This is a genomic window from Thermodesulfobacterium hveragerdense DSM 12571 (genome assembly GCF_000423845.1).
Classification (GTDB): Bacteria; Desulfobacterota; Thermodesulfobacteria; order Thermodesulfobacteriales; family Thermodesulfobacteriaceae; genus Thermodesulfobacterium; species Thermodesulfobacterium hveragerdense.
On sequence record NZ_AUIT01000028.1, the window covers coordinates 1 to 22006 of the forward strand.

At 38.8% G+C, this 22006-nt stretch carries 25 protein-coding genes and 3 tRNA genes; 8 read left to right on the forward strand and 20 right to left on the reverse strand.

Annotated elements, in window-relative coordinates:
- Positions 1-346: transposase (locus tag G580_RS11335; protein ID WP_038041903.1), on the forward strand; the 346-nt coding region annotated here is incomplete at its 5' end.
- On the opposite strand, the gene G580_RS11090 is transcribed toward G580_RS11335, so the two are convergent.
- The 5 genes from G580_RS11090 to G580_RS0107820 all read right to left on the reverse strand — a co-directional run bounded on the left by G580_RS11090 (position 276) and on the right by G580_RS0107820 (position 2332).
- Positions 276-992 (reverse strand): HAD-IC family P-type ATPase, encoded by a 717-nt coding sequence (locus G580_RS11090; protein WP_028841697.1) that lies wholly within the window; start codon positions 990-992, stop codon positions 276-278. The genes G580_RS11335 and G580_RS11090 overlap by 71 nt on opposite strands.
- Before the next feature lie 130 nt (positions 993-1122).
- Complete coding sequence (locus G580_RS11095; protein ID WP_028841698.1) at positions 1123-1500, reverse strand: hypothetical protein; 378 nt, start codon at positions 1498-1500, stop codon at positions 1123-1125.
- A complete protein-coding gene (locus G580_RS11870; protein ID WP_169357115.1) occupies positions 1488-1640 on the reverse strand; it encodes a P-type ATPase actuator domain-containing protein in 153 nt (50 codons plus the stop codon). Before G580_RS11870 ends, G580_RS11095 begins: the two co-directional genes overlap by 13 nt.
- A gap of 80 nt (positions 1641-1720) precedes the next feature.
- Positions 1721-1960 carry a P-type ATPase actuator domain-containing protein gene (locus G580_RS11875; protein ID WP_083960844.1) on the reverse strand — a complete coding sequence of 80 codons (240 nt, stop codon included), beginning with the start codon at positions 1958-1960 and terminating at the stop codon, positions 1721-1723.
- A 135-nt stretch (positions 1961-2095) separates the two neighbouring features.
- Positions 2096-2332 carry a hypothetical protein gene (locus tag G580_RS0107820; RefSeq protein ID WP_028841699.1) on the reverse strand — a complete coding sequence of 79 codons (237 nt, stop codon included), beginning with the start codon at positions 2330-2332 and terminating at the stop codon, positions 2096-2098.
- A 62-nt stretch (positions 2333-2394) separates the two neighbouring features.
- Here G580_RS0107820 and recA point away from each other — a divergent pair, with 62 nt between their 5' ends.
- The 5 genes from recA to trpD are packed head-to-tail and all read left to right on the forward strand — an operon-like array spanning position 2395 to position 8129.
- Entirely contained in the window at positions 2395-3459 is a 1065-nt protein-coding gene (gene recA, locus G580_RS10520; RefSeq protein ID WP_038041904.1) for a recombinase RecA, read from the forward strand.
- A gap of 23 nt (positions 3460-3482) precedes the next feature.
- Positions 3483-4487 (forward strand): D-glycero-beta-D-manno-heptose-7-phosphate kinase, encoded by a 1005-nt coding sequence (gene rfaE1, locus G580_RS0107830; RefSeq protein WP_051173253.1) that lies wholly within the window; start codon positions 3483-3485, stop codon positions 4485-4487.
- A gap of 10 nt (positions 4488-4497) precedes the next feature.
- Positions 4498-5778, forward strand: coding sequence for a phosphopyruvate hydratase (eno, locus tag G580_RS0107835; RefSeq protein WP_028841701.1), 1281 nt, complete (start codon positions 4498-4500; stop codon positions 5776-5778).
- 7 nt (positions 5779-5785) lie between these two features.
- The gene (locus G580_RS0107840) at positions 5786-7090 is read left to right on the forward strand and encodes a TldD/PmbA family protein (protein ID WP_169357117.1); all 1305 of its coding nucleotides are present in this window, start codon (positions 5786-5788) and stop codon (positions 7088-7090) included.
- A gap of 1 nt (position 7091) precedes the next feature.
- Positions 7092-8129 (forward strand): anthranilate phosphoribosyltransferase, encoded by a 1038-nt coding sequence (gene trpD, locus G580_RS0107845; RefSeq protein WP_028841703.1) that lies wholly within the window; start codon positions 7092-7094, stop codon positions 8127-8129.
- Positions 8130-8137: 8 nt separating this feature from the next.
- On the opposite strand, the gene G580_RS0107850 is transcribed toward trpD, so the two are convergent.
- From G580_RS0107850 to G580_RS0107860, 3 genes are all read right to left on the reverse strand, one after another.
- Positions 8138-8210, reverse strand: a tRNA-Thr gene (locus G580_RS0107850).
- Between the two features lie 35 nt (positions 8211-8245).
- A tRNA-Ser gene (locus tag G580_RS0107855) sits at positions 8246-8336 on the reverse strand.
- 15 nt (positions 8337-8351) lie between these two features.
- Positions 8352-8423: transfer RNA gene (locus G580_RS0107860), tRNA-Gln, on the reverse strand.
- A 191-nt stretch (positions 8424-8614) separates the two neighbouring features.
- Between G580_RS0107860 and G580_RS0107865 the strand changes: the two genes are divergently transcribed.
- Both G580_RS0107865 and G580_RS0107870 read left to right on the forward strand, forming a co-directional pair.
- Positions 8615-8812, forward strand: a complete 198-nt coding sequence (locus G580_RS0107865) for a rubredoxin (protein ID WP_028841704.1) — start codon at positions 8615-8617, stop codon at positions 8810-8812.
- Positions 8813-8901: 89 nt separating this feature from the next.
- A complete protein-coding gene (locus G580_RS0107870; protein ID WP_028841705.1) occupies positions 8902-9279 on the forward strand; it encodes a CGGC domain-containing protein in 378 nt (125 codons plus the stop codon).
- A 4-nt stretch (positions 9280-9283) separates the two neighbouring features.
- On the opposite strand, the gene holB is transcribed toward G580_RS0107870, so the two are convergent.
- The 12 genes from holB to G580_RS0107930 form a co-directional block, all read right to left on the reverse strand.
- On the reverse strand, positions 9284-10231 hold the full coding sequence (holB, locus tag G580_RS10525) for a DNA polymerase III subunit delta' (RefSeq protein WP_051173255.1): 948 nt from the start codon (positions 10229-10231) through the stop codon (positions 9284-9286).
- Entirely contained in the window at positions 10228-11502 is a 1275-nt protein-coding gene (murA, locus tag G580_RS0107880) for a UDP-N-acetylglucosamine 1-carboxyvinyltransferase (protein ID WP_028841706.1), read from the reverse strand. The genes holB and murA overlap by 4 nt, the downstream gene beginning before the upstream one ends.
- On the reverse strand, positions 11490-12323 hold the full coding sequence (gene prmC / locus G580_RS0107885) for a peptide chain release factor N(5)-glutamine methyltransferase (RefSeq protein WP_051173256.1): 834 nt from the start codon (positions 12321-12323) through the stop codon (positions 11490-11492). Before prmC ends, murA begins: the two co-directional genes overlap by 13 nt.
- A complete protein-coding gene (locus G580_RS11100; protein WP_051173258.1) occupies positions 12323-12952 on the reverse strand; it encodes a class I SAM-dependent methyltransferase in 630 nt (209 codons plus the stop codon). The genes prmC and G580_RS11100 overlap by 1 nt, the downstream gene beginning before the upstream one ends.
- Positions 12953-12979: 27 nt before the next feature.
- The gene (locus G580_RS0107895) at positions 12980-13936 is read right to left on the reverse strand and encodes a magnesium transporter CorA family protein (RefSeq protein WP_028841708.1); all 957 of its coding nucleotides are present in this window, start codon (positions 13934-13936) and stop codon (positions 12980-12982) included.
- Between the two features lie 21 nt (positions 13937-13957).
- On the reverse strand, positions 13958-15169 hold the full coding sequence (locus G580_RS0107900) for a type II secretion system F family protein (RefSeq protein WP_028841709.1): 1212 nt from the start codon (positions 15167-15169) through the stop codon (positions 13958-13960).
- Between the two features lie 29 nt (positions 15170-15198).
- Complete coding sequence (gene guaB / locus G580_RS0107905) at positions 15199-16668, reverse strand: IMP dehydrogenase (RefSeq protein WP_028841710.1); 1470 nt, start codon at positions 16666-16668, stop codon at positions 15199-15201.
- Between the two features lie 34 nt (positions 16669-16702).
- Entirely contained in the window at positions 16703-17899 is a 1197-nt protein-coding gene (locus G580_RS0107910; protein WP_028841711.1) for a Ppx/GppA phosphatase family protein, read from the reverse strand.
- Between the two features lie 11 nt (positions 17900-17910).
- Positions 17911-18774, reverse strand: a complete 864-nt coding sequence (gene sppA, locus G580_RS0107915; protein WP_028841712.1) for a signal peptide peptidase SppA — start codon at positions 18772-18774, stop codon at positions 17911-17913.
- 10 nt (positions 18775-18784) lie between these two features.
- The gene (locus G580_RS0107920) at positions 18785-20476 is read right to left on the reverse strand and encodes a S1 RNA-binding domain-containing protein (RefSeq protein WP_028841713.1); all 1692 of its coding nucleotides are present in this window, start codon (positions 20474-20476) and stop codon (positions 18785-18787) included.
- A 65-nt stretch (positions 20477-20541) separates the two neighbouring features.
- Positions 20542-21408, reverse strand: coding sequence for a sensor domain-containing diguanylate cyclase (locus G580_RS11105; protein ID WP_051173259.1), 867 nt, complete (start codon positions 21406-21408; stop codon positions 20542-20544).
- Between the two features lie 6 nt (positions 21409-21414).
- The gene (locus G580_RS0107930; RefSeq protein WP_028841715.1) at positions 21415-21927 is read right to left on the reverse strand and encodes a cache domain-containing protein; all 513 of its coding nucleotides are present in this window, start codon (positions 21925-21927) and stop codon (positions 21415-21417) included.
- Positions 21928-22006: the final 79 nt, after the last annotated feature.

The window sequence follows — 22006 nt, forward strand, 5'->3', positions numbered from 1 at the left end:
TGAGGAATTATGTAAGAGTTATGAGAAGAAGTATCCAGCTTATATAAAGGGACTTTTGAAAAAGAAGGAGCATTATTTTGTTTATAAGAAATATCCTGAGGGGGTGAGGAGGTATATATACACGACGAATGTGGTTGAGAATATAAATAGCAGGATAGAGCTGATAAGGGTAAATACAGGGGGATATTTTCAATCAATCAAGACAGCAGAGGTTGCGATATACATAACAGTAAGTCGGATTCAGAAAACGAGATGGCAAAAACCACTTCCTTTAATTAAGTCTGCTTTATACGAATTGAGGCAAATGTTTGTAAAGAGATTTTATAAGGAGACACAATTCTCTTGACAAGTGTCCCTAAGAAAGTAGCCAATCCTACCGTCCAGAGTTCTCCAGAGTTGCTGGTCATGGTGTATTTTACAAACTTTCTTATGTTGTCATAGATCCTTCTCCCCTCTTTTACCGCTTTAGTAATGGTGGTAAAGTTATCATCAAGAAGTATCAAGTCGCTTGCTTCTTTAGCGACTTCAGTCCCACTTCCCATGGCAACCCCTATGTCTGCCTTTTTCAAGGCTGGGGCATCGTTTACTCCATCCCCTGTCATAGCCACAAACTGCCCTTTTTCCTGCAAAACCTCTACAATCTTTAACTTTTGCTCAGGAGATGTCCTTGCATAAACCTTTATTTTTTCTATCCTTTTTTCGAATTCCTCTAAAGACATTTCCTCTAATTCTTTCCCTGTAATCAGCACACTATCTAAAGGCTCATCTTTTTCAACGATGGTAAGTTCTTCAGCGATAGCCCAGGCAGTTAAAGGGTGGTCTCCTGTGATCATCACCACCTTTATTCCTGCAGATTTACAAAGGGCTATAGCCTCCTTTACTTCCTTTCTCGGTGGATCAATCATTCCACAAAACCCAAGAAAAATTAGTTTACTTTCTAGAGTTTCGGTTTCAAAAAGCTCAGATATTTCCTTATATGAAAAGGCTAACACTTCATACCTTTCTTGGCAAACTCTAAAGCCTTATCATAGATCTCTTTTTTTTGTCTCTTCTGTAAGAAGGACTACCTTGTCCTCGAGCAAAATAAATTCTGCCTTTTCAAGTAAGTTTTCTAAACTACCTTTAGTGAAAACAAGATACCCGTTTTCTTTTTTTATGAACCTTGGTCATAGCCTTTCTTTTTGGGTCAAAGGGAATTTCAAACACCCGAGGCAACTTTTTCTGAAGCTCGGCTTTTTCAAAATGGTTCTCTTTCGGATATTCATAAAGGGCAATTTCTGTAGGGTCTCCGGTAGGGGTACCTTCCTCTGTACACCTGATATCGTTATTTAAAGCCATACATAAAAAAAGATAATTGGTCTGTTTTTCAAACGAAAAAACCTCTCTTACTGTCATTTTATTTTGGGTTAAAGTGCCGGTTTTATCTGTACAGATAAAGGTTACCGAACTTAAGATTTCCAACGCAGGCAAATTTCTTACAAAAGCGTTTAGAGCAACCATTTTTTGGCACCAAGAACAAGGGTGATGGTCACCACTGCTGGCAAGGCCTCAGGCACCGCAGCCACAGCCAAAGCAACCGAGGTAAGAAGTATCCTTAAAGGTTCTTCACCTCTTAAAACCCCGAGAACAAAAACAATCAAACAAATAAAAATGATAAGTACTCCAGTTTTTTCCCAAAATCAGTAAGCCTTTTCTGAAGAGGAGTCTTAGGATCTTCCTGTTAGACCATTTTTGCGATTTTTCCAAGCTCAGCATTCATTCCTGTAGCAACCACGACTCCATTGCCCCTTCCGCTGGTCACAAAAGTTCCTTTAAAAACCATGTTCTTCTGTTCAGAAACAGGCAATTTTTCTCCTGAAATTGGTTCAACCTGTTTTAAAACAGGAACAGATTCACCGGTAAGTAAAGATTCGTCAACCTTAAGTTGATAGGCCTCTAAAAGCCTTAAGTCTGCCGAGATAACCTCTCCTGCCTAGATCAAAACTATATCCCCTGGAACAAGTTCCTCAGCCTGGATTTTTTTATCTTCCCGTCTTTTATAACTATCGCATAAAGAGAAAGCATCTTTGAAAGGGCTTCCATTGCCTTTTCTGCTCTATAGAGCTGTATAAACCCAATAAGACTGTTTATTTAAAGGAAATCTTTTCTTTTTCTTTTTCAAAACGTTTTTTTCCATAAATCTCAAGCCTTTGGTAGCCTCTCTGTCTGAAAGACCTGTTGGACCGATGTTTAAAACTTCTAAAATCTCTTCTGTGGTTTTTCGATAAAACTCCATGATAAAGATTTTAATTTTAAAGTTTAAAATTTTGAAGATTTTGAGGCTAAAATTCATACCTTTTTTAAAAAAAATTTTTATGGTATGATAAAGAAAAGAAATAACTGGGGGGGGTATTTATGGATGTTTCAGAAAAGAAAAAAGCGGTAGAGGCTGCTATTTCTCAAATAGAGAAAATGTTTGGTAAAGGTTCTATCATGAAACTCGGGGAGGGGGCTCAAAAAATAGAAGTTTCTGTAATTCCTACCGGGTCCCTCAGTCTTGACATTGCTACAGGTATAGGAGGTATACCCAGAGGAAGGATAACAGAAATCTACGGGGCTGAGGCTTCAGGTAAAACTACCTTAGCCCTTCACATGGTAGCTGAGGCTCAAAAACAGGGAGGAGTAGCTGCTTTTATCGATGCTGAACATGCCTTAGACCTAAACTACGCCCAAAAATTAGGGGTTAACATCGAAGACATCCTTGTGTCCCAACCAGACACAGGAGAGCAAGCCTTAGAGATAGCAGAGGTGTTAGCCAGAAGCGGGGCGGTAGATATCATAGTAATAGACTCAGTTGCAGCTCTTGTGCCTAAGGCCGAGATAGAAGGCGAAATGGAAGACCAACAAGTAGGACTACAGGCTCGTCTTATGTCTAAAGCCATGCGAAAACTTACCTCTGCCATCTCTAAAAGCAATACTGCTGTAGTTTTTATTAACCAAACCAGAATGAAGATAGGGACTTTCAGCTACGGAGGTCCACCAGAAACCACCCCTGGAGGTATGGCCCTTAAGTTTTTTGCTTCTTTAAGGCTTGAGATAAAGAAAATCGCCTCCATAAAAGAAGGGCAAGAACAGTTAGGACATAGGGTAAAGGTAAAAGTGGTAAAAAACAAATTAGCCCCTCCTTTTAAAGAGGTGGAATTTGACATCTATTTTGGAGAAGGTATCTCTAAGGAGGCTGAGCTGGTTGACCTGGGGGTCGCGATGGAAGTCATCGAAAAGAGCGGTTCCTGGTTCTCTTACCAGGGAGAAAGACTTGGGCAAGGCAAAGAAAACGTAAGAAAATTACTAAAAGAAAACAAACAACTTGCCTTAGAGATAGAAAATAAAATAAGAGAAATAGCAGGATTGCCTCTGATTAAAACCCCCTTTGAAAAATCTACCGAAAAGGCTGCAGAAAAATCTCAAAAGGGAAAATAAAAATAAAGATTATTATTTAAACCATGAAAAAAGAAAAAACCTTTAACAAAAATTTTGTAAAAACCTTGGAAGAAAGGCTTGAAAAGGTTAAGGTTATCGTGGTAGGGGACTTAATCTTAGACTGTTACTTTTTAGGTGAAGTAAACCGTATCTCTCCAGAAGCCCCGGTACCTGTTTTTGACCTGAATTCTACTTATTATACCTTGGGAGGTGCGGCTAACGTTGCTGCTAACTTAAGAGGGCTTAAGGTTCAGATAGAGCTGATGGGGGTAGTAGGAAAAGACGATAAGGGAGAAACCTTAAGAAAGTTGGCCATAAAACAAGGAATAGGAGTTCAAGGAATAGTGGAAGACCCTAAAAGACCTACTACCGTTAAAACGAGAATTATAGCTCAATCCCAGCACCTTTTAAGGGTAGATTTTGAAAAAAGAGATCCCTTAGACCAGGAAACCATGGAAGTTTTAAAAGCAACCTATCAAAAAATTTTACCAGAGGCAGATGCGGTAATCCTCTCTGATTATGCCAAAGGAGTTTTAAAGGTGGAAGATTTTTGTAAAGACCTGATAGAGGAGGCCAGAAAAGCAGGTAAAGCCGTTTTAGTTGACCCAAAGAGTATCAGCTGGGAGAAATACCAAAAGGCCACAGCCATCACCCCTAACCTTAAGGAATTTAAAGAAACAGCACTTAAAGAAAATCTTTCTATAAAAGACTTGGAACAATCTGGAAAGGCTTTGATACAAAAGTTTGGGTTAGACTTTTTGGTGATCACCTTAGGTAAAGATGGGGTATTTCTGGTACAGCCAGAAAAGGGTGGGCTTCATCTTCCTGCCCAGGCTAAAGAAGTTTATGATGTGTCTGGGGCAGGAGATACGATGATTTCCTCTTTAACCGCTTTTTATGCCGCAGGAGTCCCGTTAGAAAAAGCCTTAGAACTGGCTAACATAGCCGCAGGCATCGTCGTAGGTAAAGTAGGGACAAAACCTGTTTACTGGGAAGAAATTAAAGCTTTCTTGGACAAAAAACATTAGGAGGGCCTTCATGGGTAAAATAGCAACCATAAGAGCAAGAGAAATTCTTGATTCCAGAGGTAATCCCACTTTAGAGGTAGAAGTATGGTTAGACAGCGGTTTTTATGGAAGGGCTGCGGTTCCCTCTGGGGCTTCTACCGGAAAGTATGAAGCTCTTGAGCTTAGAGATGGAGAGAAAGAAAGATTTTTGGGAAAAGGTGTGCAAAAGGCGGTTTTCAACGTAAACGAAATCATCGCTCCTCAGTTAGAAGGATTAGACTCAGGAAGACAAACAGAAATAGACAAACTGCTTTGTGAACTTGATGGAACAGAAAACAAATCTAACTTAGGGGCTAACGCTATCTTAGGGGTTTCTTTAGCCTGTGCCAGGGCTACTGCAGAGGAATTAGGAATGCCCCTTTTTGCTTACATCGGAGGGATAAGAGCCCGCACCCTACCTGTACCTTTTATGAACGTCATAAACGGAGGGGTTCATGCAGATAACCCCTTAGATTTTCAGGAGTTCATGATAGCTCCTTGGGGAGCAAAATCCTTCGCCGAAGCTTTAAGGATGGGAGCTGAGGTTTACCATGCCTTAAAAAGTATCCTTAAACAGGAAGGTTTAAGCACCTCCATCGGAGATGAAGGAGGTTTTGCCCCTCAGATAAGACTTCCTGAAGAAGCTTTAGAATATCTCATAAAAGCTATAGAAAAAGCCGGGTATACCCCAGGAGAAGATGTAGCCTTAGCGATGGATGTGGCTGCCTCTGAGCTTTATCAGGACGGGTTTTACTTCCTAAAAGGTATCGACAAAAAACTATCTACAGAAGAAATGGTAGAATATTACGAAAGATTGGTAAACAACTATCCTATCATATCGATCGAAGATCCTTTGTCTGAAGAAGACCCAGAAGGATTTAAATTAATCACCCAAAGGATAGGGAATAAAGTTCAAGTAGTGGGAGACGACATCTTTGTGACCAACCCTAAAAAGATAAAATGGGGTATAGAAAACAAGATGGCTAACGCTGTGCTTATAAAGCTTAATCAGATAGGAACTCTTACTGAAACCATAGAGGCAGTTGAACTTGCCTACAAACATAAGTGGAATTGTATGATCTCTCACCGTTCAGGAGAAACCGAAGATACCTTTATCGCAGACCTTGCGGTAGCTCTTAACACCGGGTTTATTAAGACCGGTGCTCCTGCCAGAGGAGAAAGGGTGGCAAAGTTTAACCAGCTTTTAAGAATTGAAGAATACTTAGGAGATGCTTCAATCTTTGCAGGAAAACAAATTTTATCTAATCTGTAAGAAGACCATGGATATAGAGATCTTTAAAAAATTTGTTGATAAAGACCCTGGTCTTGAGTTTTGGATAGAAAAAGAAAAAGGTAAATCCTTAGAAAAAAGAGAGGGGAAAATTTTTTTAGAGGAGGAATACCAAGACGAAAGTCTTACGATAAGATATCTGAATCCAAACGGAAGAGCTGGGCTTTCTTATACCACCTCTTTAGATGAAACTAATGTTGAGCTTGCGGTGAATAAAGCCAAGGTTCTTTCAGAAAAAGGAATGCCTGCTTCTTTTCCAGAAGAGGTTCCTTCTGAGGTGTTTCCTCCTAAAGTTTTAATCCCGGATGAGGACTTTAACCCTCTTTTAGCTGAGTTTGAAGAAATAGCCTTAAGTTTTGACCACATCAAAAAAGTAGAAAAAATCAAACTTTCCTGGGGAAAAAACAAAATCGCCCTTTTAAGAAAGGGGATTTTACTGATTTGGGAAAAACCTTTTTATACCTTTTTAATTTCAGTGATAGCAGGGAATAGAGAAAAAGAAGCCTCTTCTTATGAATGGTATGAAGGAAGGAGTTTAGACAAGGAAGAATTAAAACAAAGGGTAAAAGAGGCCTGTGTTCGAGGTTCACTCTTAAGTCAAACCCAAAAGGGAGTCAATCTTAAAATTCCGGTACTTTTTCCCCCTTTTATGGCTGTAGACCTGTTAGAGATTTTGGAGTTCTCCTTTTTAGGAGAAGAAGTTATAAAAGGAAGATCCTTTCTAAAAGATAAGTTAGGAAAGAAGTTCTTTTCTGAAAACCTTACCCTGATAGATGATGGGTTAACCGAAGGGCTTATCGAAAGCCGACCTTTTGACGACGAGGGTGCCCCTCAAACCACCAAGCCCCTCTTAGAAAAGGGAGTAATAAAAGGTTATCTTTTTGATACCTACTGGAAAAAGCAGGCAGAAAGCCTGGGATTAGGGAGCTTTACTTCAGGAAATGCCCGAAGGAATGATTTTAGAAGTAGTCCTAAAGTAAGTGCTACCAACCTTTACTTTAAAGAAGGACCTTATACTAAAGAAGAGCTACTTAGATTTTCTAATGAAGTTTTTGAGGTGTTAGAACTTTTAGGAAGTCACACAGCAGACCCTATTTCTGGAGAGTTTTCCGTAGGGGTTTCTGGAGTTTATTATAAAAACGGAGAGCCGGCAAAGGTTTTAAGTGAGATGGCCCTTTCAGGAAACATTTTTGAGATGTTTAAAAAAGTGGTGGCTATAGGCAAAGACCTTCGTTTTTATGGAAGTGTGGGTAGTCCAAGCCTTCTGGTAGACAAGATGGATTTAGGAGGATAAAATGACCCTTAAAGAAGGGATTGTAAAACTTAAAAAAAATCAACATCTTACCCAAGAAGAAGCCTATCATATCTTTAAGTCGTTAGCTACAGACGACTTTTCTCCTGAAGAGGTAGAACTTTTTTTAGAACTCTTAAGACAAAAGGGAGAAACCTGGCAAGAGATTACCGGAGCGGCTTTAGCTTATAGAGAAGTCATGAATAAACTTCCGTTTAATCCCCCTGAAGGAGCCATTTTGGTAGATACCTGTGGGACAGGAGGAGATGCTAAAAATAGTTTTAACTTTTCTACAGCTGTAGCCATCGCCCTTTCCTCAGTAGAAGGGGTTTATGTAGCCAAGCATGGGAACCGCTCTGTTTCTAGTCAATCAGGAAGTGCTGACCTTCTTGAGGCCTCAGGGATTTCCCTTGACCTATCCACTGAAGTCTCAGCCCAGGCTTTAACAGACCTGAAATTTACTTTCCTGTTTGCTCCCTTATACCACCCAGCCTTTAAAAAAGTCATCCCCATCCGTCAAAAGCTTGGTAGAACCATCTTTAACCTTTTAGGACCGCTCTTAAACCCTGCCTCTCCTACCCATCAGCTGATTGGGGTTTACAGCTATGTGATGACCGAAAAAATAGCTTATGTACTTGACGCCTTAAAGGTAAAACGAGCGCTTGTGGTCTTTGGAGAAGAAGGGTTTGACGAGGTTACCATCACTGGTTCAACCAAGATTTCAGAACTAAGAGACGAAAGGATTACCACCTACTTTTTAGACCCTGAAGACTTTGGTTTTGAAAGATGTGAGAACTTAGAAGAATTACAGGTTAAAAGTCCACAACATAGCCTTGAACTATTAGAAAAACTTTTTAAAAACCAACTTGAAGGACCTGTAAAAGACATGTTTCTTTTGAATTTAGGAGCAGCACTTTATCTTTGTGAAAAAGCAATAGACATAAGAGCCGGTGTAGAAAAGGCCAGAGAACTTGTAAGGTCTGGGCAAATCTGGGATAAGTGGCAGGAGATAAAAAACTATTATAGAAATCTGAAGAATTAAAAATTAAAAGCCGGCGGAGGGACTTGAACCCTCAACCCTGGGATTACAAATCCCATGCTCTGCCGATTGAGCTACGCCGGCAGAGAATTTATATAAGAAAGTTTCCTCCTCAAAAACGGAGGAGGCGGGATTCGAACCCGCGGTACGGGTTTTAGCCCGTACACTCGCTTAGCAGGCGAGCGCCTTCGACCTCTCGGCCACTCCTCCAAAAAATTTAAAAAATTCCGGGGCGTGGATTCGAACCACGATTCTGGGAGCCAAAGTCCCATGTCCTGCCAGTTAGACGACCCCGGAATTATTCCATATAAACCTTACATAAAAATATAACATATTTTCTGTTTTTGTAAAGTTAACCTGTTTTCTTGTTTACTTTAAAAGAAAAATATTTAATTTATAATTTAGATTTATTCAAAAAAAAGTCTTGCAAAATTACTTTTATAATCTATTTTAAGTAGTAAAATTAAACCTACATAAGAGAAAAAACCATGAAAAACTTTGAAGGAAGCTGGGTATGTTCTACCTCAAATTGTGGTTATATCTACAACCCCTCTAAAGGGGACCGAAAGGGTAAAATCCCTCCAGGGACACCTTTTGAGAAACTGCCTGAAGACTGGAAATGCCCAATCTGTGGAGCAAGTAAAAAAGCTTTTAGACCGATGGATCAGTTAGAAAAAAAACACTAAAAATTTGACAAGACTAAATTTTTATCTATAATTCTATAATGTTAATCAACAATATACTTTATCTTCTATGGTAAAGGAGGAGATTGACTATGAAAAACATCGTTTTAGTAAAATGTAAGATGATCTCTGAACAAAACCTGTGTCCAGGGGATGCCAAATGTTTTGTAGCTTTAAGTAGAAAAGAAGGAGAGTTCGCAAGATATCAAGAGGAAGGTGCTCAGATCGTAGGTATCGTAGACTGTGGAGGTTGTGAAGGAAACAAAAACAGGGTAATTTGCAGTTTACTTCTTTTTAAAATACAATTAAACGCCCTCAACGAAAAGGTAGATGCTGTACATGTAGGCACCTGTATCATGAAGTTCTGCAAAAGAAAGGACGACCTAATCGCTGCCATTAAAGAAAAAGCCGGAGTAGAGGTGATAGAAGGCACCCATCCTTATGCACCACCAAGCATCTTTGGAGATTAATTTTTTAATCAAACATTTTTAAAAACAACCTGTAGAACACCAGTTCTGGGTTAAGGTATCGGTCTAAGGCTTGTAAGGTTTCTTGGATTAAGAAAAAGGCTGGATAGGGCTCTTTGGGATAAATCTCTTCTGGGAAAGCTTCTGGATAGGGATAGTCGATCAATCTTTTTAAATAGGACCTCCATATCCAAACCAGGACCAAATAAAACACCACCTCTAAATCTTGGTAGTTGAAGCTGGCAAACCTTTCTGCTACCCTAAACCTTAGGTATGGGCTGTTAGAAAACCCTGCCTTTACAAAACTATTAAGTTCCTCCAAAAAACCTTTTTCTGCGATGGTCAGCGATCTTCCTAAGCTACCTTGAGAAATCTCTGCTAATGTTTGAGAAACTTGTTTTTCAAATCCATATTGTTCTGTCAAAACTTTATAAACTATCGTTTTAGGTAAAGGATGAAACCTGACCACCTGTGACCTTGAAACCACCGTCGGTAAAAGCTGGGTAAAGTTTTCTGTAAGAAGAATAAAAATCCCATAAGAAGGGGGTTCCTCTAAGGATTTTAAAAGAGCATTCGCTGCCTCAAGGTTCATCCTTTCAGCATTTTGAATTAAAACCACCTTATACTTTGCCTCTATAGGATGGTATCTTAGAAAATGGATGATCTCCCTTATCTGGTCTATCTTTATCTCTTTTTTTTCTGGACTAATTTTCAAGACATCAGGATGAGTTTCCTTGGATAACTTCTTACAGGCTACACAAATTCCGCAGGGAGAAAGGGGGTCTTTTTGACAAAAAAGATGAAAAACAAAGGCATAAGCCGTGGTTTCTTTCCCCACCCCTTTAGGACCGGTAAAAAGATAGGCATGGGATAAACGGTCTGTAGATAAAGACCTCTTTAGTAAAGTTACGGCAGGGTTTTGGTTTAAAACTTGATCCAGAGTTATTAACTTCATATGTTCTCAACTTCTATCTTCGCACCTAATCCTTGTAATTTTTCCACAAAGTTTTCATAACCTCTTTCTATCAACTCTATGTTATACACGGTGGTCGTGTTTTCGGCGCAAAGGCCTGCTAAAACCAAAGCAGCCCCAGCTCTTAGATCTGTAGCTTTTACCGGAGAGCCAAAAAGAGGGGTTATACCGTTAACGATCGCGGTCCTGTCCTCCAATTTTATGTTTGCTCCCATCCTGTTTAACTCAAAAACGTATAAAAATCGGTTTTCAAAGAGGTTTTCTACCACCAAAGACATGCCTTCAGCCTGGGTTAACAACACCGTAAAAATAGGCTGCAAGTCTGTCGGAAATCCAGGATAAGGAGCGGTAACGATTTTGGTAGCCTTTAAACTTTTCTCCCTTTTAACCAGACAAGACCTTTTACCTGTTTTCTCTACATAAACCCCTATTTCTCGAAGCTTAGAAACAGGAACCTCTAAGTAAGATAGGTTTACGTTTTTTATCTCTAACTCGTTTTCTTCTAAAAGACCTCCTAAGACCAAAAACGTACCAGTCTCTATCCGGTCGGGGATGATTTCTATGTTTGCAGGTTTTAACTTTTTTTTACCTTTAACATAGATGGTATCCTCTCCTTCCCCTTTTATATGTGCTCCCATACTTTTTAAAACCTCAGCTAAAAAGACAACCTCGGGCTCTTTAGCTGCGTTTTTGATAACCGTCTCCCCTTCTGCTACAGAGGCCACCATAAGTAAATTTTCCGTGGCGGTTACTGAGGGGAAATCAAGCACTATCTCGCATCCCCTTAGGTTTAAAGCCTTTACCCTCAGGTTTCCATGGTACAGAGATATTTCTGCCCCTAATTTTTCCATCCCCTTTAAATGAAGGTCTACCGGTCTTTTACCGATAGCACACCCTCCGGGAAGAGGAACCTCAGCCTCTCCTTTAGCCCCCAAAAGGGCCCCCAAAAACAACACCGAAGCCCTTATCTGAGTAGCCAGTTCATAAGGAACTGAAGTCTTGTTTATAACTAAGGTATTTATTATAAGTGCGTCCTTTTCAAAAGACCAGGTAGCCCCTAAAAACTCTAAAATCTTTAGCATACAAAAAACATCCCTTACCTTAGGAACCTTCTTTAACCGATACTCTCCTGGTGCAAGCAAAGTAGCAGCAATCGCAGGCAAAGCAGCATTTTTAGCTCCGCTAACCTCTACCACCCCTCTTAAAGGGTATCCACCTTTTATCACATACCTTCTTTCGCTTACTCTTTCCATAACACCACTACCCTCTCATATCCTCTTAAATCTCGATAAAACTTAGCTTCCCACCTATATTTTTTAGCCAACTCTCTAACTTTTTCTCCCTGATTATAGCCTATTTCTAAAATTAAAAAACCTCCTTTTTTCAGGTAATAAGGAGCCTCTTGCATCAACCTTTCGTGAAACTCAGTCCCTTTGGGACCTGAAACCAAAGCTTCCTTAGGCTCAAAGTCCCGAACTTCCTCTTCCAGATTTTCCCATTCTTCTAAACTGAGATAGGGCGGGTTAGAAAAAATCACCTCAAAAACTTCAGACTTTTTAAAAGGAGTTAAGCCATCTCCTCTTAACAAAAACAACCTTTCTTCTACCTGGTGTAACCGGGCATTTCTATCAGTTAAGGCAAGGGCCTTAGAATTTATGTCTACCCCTACACCTTTTAGTCCTGACCTTTCTAAAAGCATGGTAATCACTATCACCCCTGAGCCTACCCCTAACTCTAATACCCATCCTTGTTCTATGTCTAAATCAAGAAAAGCCTCAACTAAAGTCTCGGTATCTTGTCTTGGGATCAACACCCCCTCTTCCACCTCAAATTTTCTCCCCCAAAAATAGGCCTCTTTAAGGATATAAGCTAAAGGCTTTCGTTTTAACCTCTCTTCGAGAATCTCCCAAAAATTTTCCTCTGAAACCTCCTTGTCAAAACAAAGATAAACTGACAACGGTTTTACCTTTAAAAGATGAGAAAGGATTAACAGAACTTCCCAGGTAGCGTATTCAGGATCTTCTATCTGAGAAAGAAATGTTTTTCCTTGACTAAAGGCCTGAGAGACCTTCATCAATTCTTTTTAAAAACAAGCTTATTTAGGATAATCTCCTGAGTACTTTCTTGTTCTTTTAGCTTTCTTATGCTGGTTAATACCTCAAAATGTTCTTGAGCTTTATACAGAAAAGGGACTAACAGTCTTTTTCTGTCCCCGCTATGGGCAAGGATTACCTCTCCCTGGTCTACCAGTAGATTTTTAAAAAGTTCTAAAAGAGGGTCAAAAAAGCTCTTTCTAAAAACTATCTCAGCCCCTAATATCACATCAAACTTTTCGTGAAGGGTTACTTTTCTCCAGTCTAACACCTGAGTTCTTATAGAAAGCCCGTTTTCTTTAGCAGAAAGTTCTAAGAATTTTAAAGGTAGTTCGTCATAATCTGTGGCTAACACCTCATGCCCAAAACCTGCGGCTACCAAGCTAACTACCCCAAGCTCTAAGATTTTTTTAGAAGGACTCAGCCTTGCCACATAATCTATCAGCACTAAATTTGCTTCCCATACCTTAAACCAAAGGGGAAACTTCTCTACCTCTAAAAAGGGGTCACCCTCAAAAATTTCTTCAAGTTTGGCTGGTCTTATTATTTTAAACGTCTTGTCTCTAACCGTAATTTTCTCAGTTTCTAAGGTAAGAGCATCAATTTGCATGGTTGATCTCCCTTATCAAAAATAATATTAAAGATAACGCTTTTTTCTAAAAAAAAGAAAGAACAGAAACATGATAAAAAGGGTCATTAAATTCACAAAAATAAAGGCATAAGAGGTACCTTTAAAAGGTGGAAGCTCTTGAAAAGGAAGGGGGATGTTCATTCCATACATGCTGTAGATGATAGTGGGGATAGAAAAGATGATAGCCATGCTGGCTAAAAACTTCATGATAAGGTTAAGGTTGTTGTTGATGATAGAAGTATAAGCATCCATAGTGCCTGAAACGATGTTTAAAAAGACTTTGGTCATCTCTATAGCTTGTCTGTTTTCTATTTGAAGGTCTTCTAAAACCTCTTGGTCTTCTTCAGTTAATCTTAGGTACCTTCCGCTCTGTATCTTAGTAAGCACTGTGTCGTTGCCGTGCAAAGAGGTGTTAAAGTAGGTTAAGGTTTTTTCTATGCTAAGCATTTTGATGATTTCTTCGTTTTCTATAGCCTTAAAAATCTCCTCTTCATATTCTTCAAGGGTTCTGTCTATAATCCTCAAAAGTTTAATATAAAGAGAGGTAGCACTTAGCATAAAATTAAGCAAAAAATTAACAGGATTTCTAAGGTCAAACGTCTTACTCTTATTGGCAAAGGTGACAAAGTCTTCAAAAATAGGATGGTCTTTAAGACAAACCGTAATGATATAATCGTCTGTCAGTATTATCCCTATAGGGATGGTTTCATATCTTACGAAGATCCCTTTAGAAATAATATCCGGTACCCGTAAGATGATAAGAACCTGTTGTTCCTCTTTTTCAATCCTTGGTCTTTCTTCTTCATCAAGAGGATATCTAAGAAACTCCGGGAAAATATGACATTTCTTCTCTAAGTAAGCCATCTCCTCTTCTAAGGGATTAAAAAGACAGATCCAGGTATGAGGGCTAATAGACTCAGCCGGTAATAAAATACCGTTTTCTGACTTATAAACTCTGAACATAGCTCTCCCTTAATAAAACTACTACCGCATTCCACCGATAACTTCACCAAGCTTAAAGATAGGTAGGTAAAGAGCTACTAAAATACCACCTACTATCACACCTAAGATTACGATCAAAATAGGCTCTATCAAGGTAGAAAGGGTGTTTACCATCCTATCTACTTCTTCTTCAAAAAATCCTGCCACTTTATTAAGCATTTCTTCGAGTTTTCCGGACATTTCTCCTACCCTTACCATTTCTACCATAAAAAAAGGAAAAACCCCGGTTGCCATCATAGGGTCTGCGATAGACTGACCTGCAGAAACGTTGAGCCTTACCTCTTCCATAGCCTTTTCTATGATTTTATTACCTGAGGTTTCACCAGCTATCGTAATAGCCGGAAGAAGCTGAACCCCACCCCCTACCAGGTTAGCTAAAGTTCTTGCAGTTCTTGCGACTGCCGCTTTCAAAAACAACTCTCCTAATAACGGTAACCTTAACAAAAACTTATCTGTAACATATCTTCCTTGCTCGGATCTCCTGTAAACTTTTATACCCAAACTTAAACCTACCCCTAAAAGGATTAAAAAAAGCAGTATCTTCCCGAAGTTTTTACTGATGTTAATAACCACCTGAGTAGGCCATGGTAAAGATTGGCCTGCACTTTCATAAATCTCTGCAAACTTTGGGATGACAAAAAGCATGATAACAGAGATCACTATAATGGTCACCGCCACCACCACAGAGGGATAAATCATCGCATGTTTAACCTTGCTTTTTATCCCTACTATCTTCTCTATATAATCAGCCAGACGATTTAAAATCATGTCTAAATTACCACTTGATTCTCCAGACCTTATCATCTGAATGTAAAGATTATCAAAAATCTTAGGATAGTGAACCATCGCCTCACTTAAGGCAACCCCTGTTTCTACCTTATACTTTATATCTCTTATAACCTCTTTAAAATACTTATTTCTTTGTTGTTCAGCCAAGATTTCAAGACATTTTACTATAGGAAGTCCTGCCTCTAAGACAACCGCAAACTGTCTGGTAAAGCCTGCTAATTCCTTATCAGAAACTGATTTAAGTTTAAAAAATCTAAGGGAAGTTTGTTTTTTTTCGGTGATTTTAATCGGAGTAAGGTTGAGACGTCTTAGGTAAACCTCTACCAGTTGAGGATTGGTAGCTTCTAAAACCCCCTTTCTTATCTCTCCGGTAACCGACCTTCCCTGCCATTCATATAAAGGCATAGTTTGCCCCTCTTAATACATCTTTAAAACTATTTACCTATCCAGTAGTTAGGAGATTCTCTTAATATCGTAACATCATGCACATGGCTTTCTCTATAACCTGCAGGGGTTATCTTGATAAATTTAGCCTTTTTTCTAAGTTCTTCGATGGTTCTACATCCACAGTATCCCATACCTGAACGAATACCACCTACCAACTGATAGATCATGTTAGACACAGGACCACGATAAGGCACCTTACCCTCTATTCCTTCAGGGACAAGCTTAGATAGGTCTTCTCCTTCCTGCCCGTAACGCTCACTTCCGCCTCTTTTAGTCATAGCAGAAAGAGAACCCATTCCTCTGTAGACCTTATAGGTTCTACCTTCATAAAGGATGGTTTCCCCTGGCGCCTCCTCTGTCCCGGCAAAAAGATTACCTATCATCACCGCATGAGCACCTGCAGCCAGTGCTTTAACGATATCTCCTGAAAACCGAATACCTCCGTCAGCTATCACAGGGATACTATATTTTTCTGCTACAACCGCACAGTTATGAATAGCGGTAAGCTGAGGAACTCCAGCTCCGGCTACAATCCTGGTAGTACAGATAGACCCAGGTCCTATACCTACTTTTATCCCATCTGCCCCAGCCTTTATCAAAGCCTCAGCCCCTTCAGCAGTAGCCACATTACCAGCTACCAGCTGACAATCAGGGAAATGATACTTTATCTCCTTTATGGTCTCTATCACATTTTTAGAATGCCCATGAGCTGAATCTATAAACAAAACGTCTGCTCCAGCCTTAAGCAATCTCTCTGCTTGATCTAACCTATTAGCCCCAACCCCTATAGCTGCTCCAACCCGCAACCTTCCAAGTTCATCCTTACAGGCATTAGGATATTTCTTAAGTTTTTCTATATCCTTTATGGTAATAAGTCCTTTAAGACAAAAATTATCGTCTACGATAAGAAGTTTTTCTATCCTATGCTCGTGTAAAATCTTAATCGCCTCTTCTAAGCTGATGCCTGGTTTAGCTGTAACCAAATTTTCCTTTGTCATCAAGTCTTTAACCGGACGCTCAAAGTTGGTCTCAAATCTTAAATCCCTGTTGGTGATAATCCCTACCAGTTTTTTGCTTGGACCTTCAACCACAGGAATACCAGAAATCTTAAACTCTTCCATCAGCTTAAGAACTTCTTTTATCGGAGTATCTGGTAAAACGGTTACAGGATCATAGATCATACCACTCTCTGATTTTTTCACCTTTTCTACTTCTCTTACCTGTTCATCAAGGGTCATGTTACGATGAATAACACCTAACCCTCCCTCTCGAGCCATGCTGATTGCCATCCTACTTTCAGTAACCGTATCCATCGCCGCAGAAATAAGAGGAATATTTAGCTTTATCTTTGAAGTGATATAGGTAGAAACCTCTACATCCTTAGGCAAAACCTCTGAATATGCAGGCAATAAAAGTAGGTCATCAAAGGTATAGGCTTCGTATAAGATGTCTAACATACAACCGAACCCCTTTATAACATGAAAATTTTTACTAATTATACCTCTCTATTAAAGAAAGTAAAGCACCTTCTAAAATCCCATATACACTTAAGACAAGAAAATCCTTTTTAAAATATTCTAAAACAGACCAGCAAATAAGGGCCCCTGGCAAGGCGATGTCTTCTCTTCCCTTTTCCATCCCCTTTATCTTACAAATTCTCTCAAGGTCACAATTAGCTAATTTTTTTACTATCATATCTATACGATCCTTCGAAATTTTATGACCGTTTAATGGATAAGGGGAATAGGTCTTTAGCTTTAAATCCAGAGCCCCTAAAAGACTTACAGTCCCTCCAGTAAAAATTACGTAATCTACCTCTTCTTTAGGTAAATCAACCAGTTTATCCGAAAGATATTCCATGATAGACTTAAAAACCTTAGAATTTACCGGATACCTCAGTTGAAAAAGGTCCTTTAACCAAACCGCCCCTATATCTATACTTTTAATCCATTTAGGAATCCCTTTTTCACTCAAAACAAACTCTGTAGAACCTCCTCCTATGTCTACCACCAAGAATTTCTTGTCAACCAACCCTTGAGATTGTAATCTATACATCACCCCTTTTAAAGAAAGCAAAACCTCTTCCTCTGGAGATATCACCTCTATATCTATACCTATTTTTTTAGCTTCTGCTAAAAACTCCTGAGCATTCTTAGCCTTTCTAAAAATCGCCGTACCTACAGCCCTATAGTCTTTTACCTCATAGGTTTCCATCAATTCTTTAAAATTTTTTAGGGTTTCAATCCCCTTTTTAAAAGCTTCTTCTGTGATTTCCTGGTTCAACAAACCTTCTCCAAGCCTTACGTTTTCTCGGTTTCTTATCAAAAAATATACCTGATCTTGTATTTTCTTTCCTAAACAAATCCTAAAGGTTTGAGTTCCCAGGTCTAAAGCCGCAAAAAACGGAAGGTTTAACCTTTCCTTAAACTCTTTTCCCAGCTTAAAAATTACCCTCAGTTTATTTTTAACATAATAATTTTGTTGGTTTTTAGGATTTTTAAAAATGAGTCCTTTGTTTTTTTTAAGTTCAAAAACCCCAAAATCCCTAAACTCTATCCGGTTACCTTTTTTTAGCTCTTCTCTTAAGGTTTCAAAAAAAAGCTCAACTATTACTTTTAAGTCTTCTTTTTCCAATTCTAAATCTAAAAACTTTAAGCTTAAACTTTCTATCAGATCACTTCGGTTCATAGTCCGCACCCTTAATAAGGAAAAAACCAGGGTTTAAAATAAAAAGACTCTGCTAATCCAGAGGCTTTCTCCTCTAATAACTTCCAAAAACTAACCTTTTTTTCAGGAAGATAAACCAGTTTGGCTTCTTTTATTTGGGCAAGCCTTTTTACCTCTTCTACTGCATCCCAAAAACCACCAAGTTTATCTATCAAACCTAATTTTAAGGCCTCTTCTCCGGTAAAAATCCTTCCGTCAGCTAACTCTCTAACCTTGACCTCAGGAAGCTTTCGTTCTTTGGCTATGGCTTTTATAAATTGAGTGTGAATAATCTTTATTTTTTCCTGAAGATAAACCTTTTCCTTAGGGCTTAAAGGCCTGTAAAAAGATCCGGTATCTTTGTATTCCCCGCTTTTTACCACCTCTGCCTCAACCCCAAGCTTTTTTAACAGTTTTTCCAGGTTAGGCACCTGAAGCACCACCCCAATACTTCCTGTAAGGGTCCCAGGAAGGGCAAAAGTTTGGTTGCCTCCAAGAGAAACATAAAAACCACCAGAAGCCGCGATGTTGCCCATGGAAACTATCACAGGCTTTAGGCTCCTAAGTTTTTTCAACTCTTCAAAGATCTCTTGAGAAGCCCCTACAGAACCACCTGGGGAGTCTATACGAACCACCACCCCTCTTATACTTTCCTTCTCTCTTAAAAACCTTATAGCCCTAAGATATTCTTCTGGATCGGCAATAACCCCTTTTATTTCTAAAACCCCTATCTGAGGTTTTCCAAAATCTATGTCCTTGAGTTTTATCAAAAAAGAAAGGATAAAACTCAAAACAAACAAAAACACTACCAATCCACCAACAAAAGCCAGTCCATAAACCAACCAAGGACGTTTCATCAAAAATCCCTTACCCCTTACTTAGCTTTTGAGCCAACAAATCCCCTAACCTTAACCCTGTTCCTTCTCTTTGAAAGGATTCTTTGTAGGTTTCTAACTCTTGGTTTTCAAGCTCTTCTAAATATTTCAAACAAGAAAGATGGAGTTTTCTGTTTTCAAGGTCTAAAATCACTATTTTACCTTTTAACCGCTCCCCTGTTTTGTATTTTTCAGCTATCTTATCTGGTTTGGGAAGGTTCTTTCCTTTAAATTCTTCAGAAAGTTCTTTAAAAGGGATAAAACCTTCTACCCCCTGGAAAACCTCAACAATAACCCCTGCAGATACTATCCGTTTTATCACTCCTTCTACCAAATCTCCTACCTTATGAGAAGCTACAAAGTTTTCCCAAGGGTCTGGGGTCAGATGTTTAACACTTAAACTAAGCTTTCTCTTTTCAAGGTCTATCTCAAGCACCTTAGACATAATCTCCTGCCCAGGACTAAACCTCTCTTTTAAATCTTCTATCCTTTCCCAGGAAAGGTTAGATATATGAATAAAACCGTCAACCCCTTCTCTTACCTCAACCAGCAAACCGTGGTTTAACACCTGTTTTATTTTCCCTTTTAATACAGCACCTACCTCTACCTCTTTTACAAACTTTTCCCAAGGACTTGGTTCAAGACGCCTTAAACTAAGCACCATTTTCCTTTCAGAAGGTTTTATTTCAAGAATTACAGCCTCTACCAAATCCCCTAAACCCAAAAGCTCCTTAGGTTTTAAGTTTTTATTCCATCCTATCTCACTTCTTGGGACCAAACCTTCTACCCCGGGTTCTACTTCTAAAAAAGCCCCAAAATCAAAAATTCCTACCACCTTACCCTTAACCTGCTGACCTTCTTGATAACGATTGGTTATTCCTTCCCAAGGGTCAGGCTCTAAGGCTTTTAGACTAACCTTAAGTTGTTCCTTAGAAGGATCAAAGGAAAGTACCTTAACCTTTATTTGATCTCCTCTTTTCAAAAAACCCTCTGGGTCTGTTATCCTAAACCAGGAAAGTTCTTTGTCAGAAAGGAAACCCTTTAACACCCCTCCAAAATCTATCAGAAACCCTCCTTCTACCCTCTTAAAAACCTCTCCCTCTATCAAACCTTCTTTTATCTTGTTTAAAACCTCTTTTTTCTTTAGTTCATATTCTCTTTCAAGCAAAGCCCTTCTTGAAACCACCAGGTTCTCTTTATCAAATTTAACTACCAAAGCCTCAAACTTCTTTCCGATAAGAGCCTCAGGAGAATCAAGTTTTTCTCTAAAATGGGACTGGGAAAAGGGAAGAAACCCTGGAACAAAGCCCTCAACCTTAACCGTGTATCCTCCTTTTATCAAAGAGACTATTTTTATCTGCACAGGAAGCCCTTTTTCAAAACTATCCTTTATCTTTTCTTTAATCTTCTTTTCTCTTATTTTTTGATAGGAAAGCAAGTATCCACCTAAGGGAGATCTTCCTATCACCAAAAATTCTCTTTCCTCTCCTTCACTAAACTGAAATCCCCCTTTGTCGTCTTTTATCTCATCAACAGGTAAAAGGGCCTCCCCTTTTAACCCCACATCCACAAAGACATACTCTTTGCCTATCTTAACCACCTTTCCTTTAACTACGTCCCCAACAGCAATCTCTTGAAAAGACTTATTTAAATACTCTTCGAACTCCTTTCCCCAATCTGTCATACCAACCTCGCAAACTATGATTATTTTATCTCAAATATACATAGACTTGTAAAGTTTATCAAGCTTTATAAGACTATTTTATTTTTGCCAGACTTTTTTGCCTGATACAACTTTTCGTCTACTTTTTTAAGGAGTGTAGAAAGTTCCATACCTTGTTGATATTCTACCACTCCACCACTTATGGTAACCTTTCCTACTTCCTCAAAATGATAGGTTGATATACTCTCTCTGATCCTTTCAGCTATAACCATAGCTTCTTCTTTAGTGGTGTTAAGGCAAAGAATAACAAACTCCTCTCCTCCCCATCGAGCCGGCAAATCAGTTTGCCTGATGTTTTCCTCTGTCAAACGGGAAACCTTTTTTAACACATAATCTCCCCTATCATGCCCGTAGGTATCGTTAATAACTTTAAAATTATCGATATCAAAAAGTATTACAGAAAAAGGAGTTTTATAACGATGATAACGGTTGATCTCTCTTTTTAGTTCCTCTATAAACTTGAATCGGTTATAAAGCTGGGTCAAAAAATCCCTTTCTGCAAGCCTCCTAAGACGTTCGGTTAATTTTTCCAGCTCAACCTTTTTCTTAAAAAGTTCACTTGAAGCAAGTTTTTCTACCTCTTTAGCAATGGCACCTATCTCATTTTCAGGATAGTGTCTAAGCTCCTCAGGAATTTCAATACCCTTAGAAATCTTTAAAAGATTTTCTTTAAGCAGATTAATCGGTGAGGTAATGTGCTTGGTAAGCCAGTAGCTTACAAACCAACCCAAACCAAAAGCGATAGAACCAATTATAACCACGGATATTCCTATGATAATCAAAACAGGCATTAAAAGTTCGGCTTTGTCTACCACCGTTATTAGCACCCAATTTAATTTTTCCAACCTTTTGTAATAGGCTATCTTGGTTAAACCATCTTGAGTAAACTCCACCTTCCCTTAAGGATTAGACAGAAACTCCTTTAAAGGTAGATTTTCCGTTTTTTTACCTAAAAAATTCTCATCTGGATGGATAAGAATCGTTCCGTCCTTTTTAATCACAAAGCTATAAGCTGTCTCATAAATCCCTATTTTTTCTCTAAAAACCTTTAATAAATTTTCTAAAGGGGTATCTATGGCCACAACCCCTACAATCCTGTGTTTCTCATCTACCAGAGTCTTACCCAAGGCTACCAACCATTCTTTGTTCCCAAACTCTTGATATACCACCCCTTCACTAATCTTAGGAGAATACCTTACAGCCTCTTTATACCAGGGCCTCTCAGTTGACTTGTATCCCTCAGGTGTATCATAGTTATATATCAAAAGAGAATCATCTTCATACCCAGCATAGATATATTTGATGGTAGGGTCTATTTGATTAAAAGTATAAAAGTGCTTTAATACCTCAATTTTATCTTTCTCGGGAGTAGAATATAAATTGTGTCTTTTAATAAAATATTTTAGAGGCATAATAAAAATTTTTAATATTTTTTAAATTAATGATAACATAAAACCTAAAAGACTAAACTAACCAGGAGGTCTGTAAAAT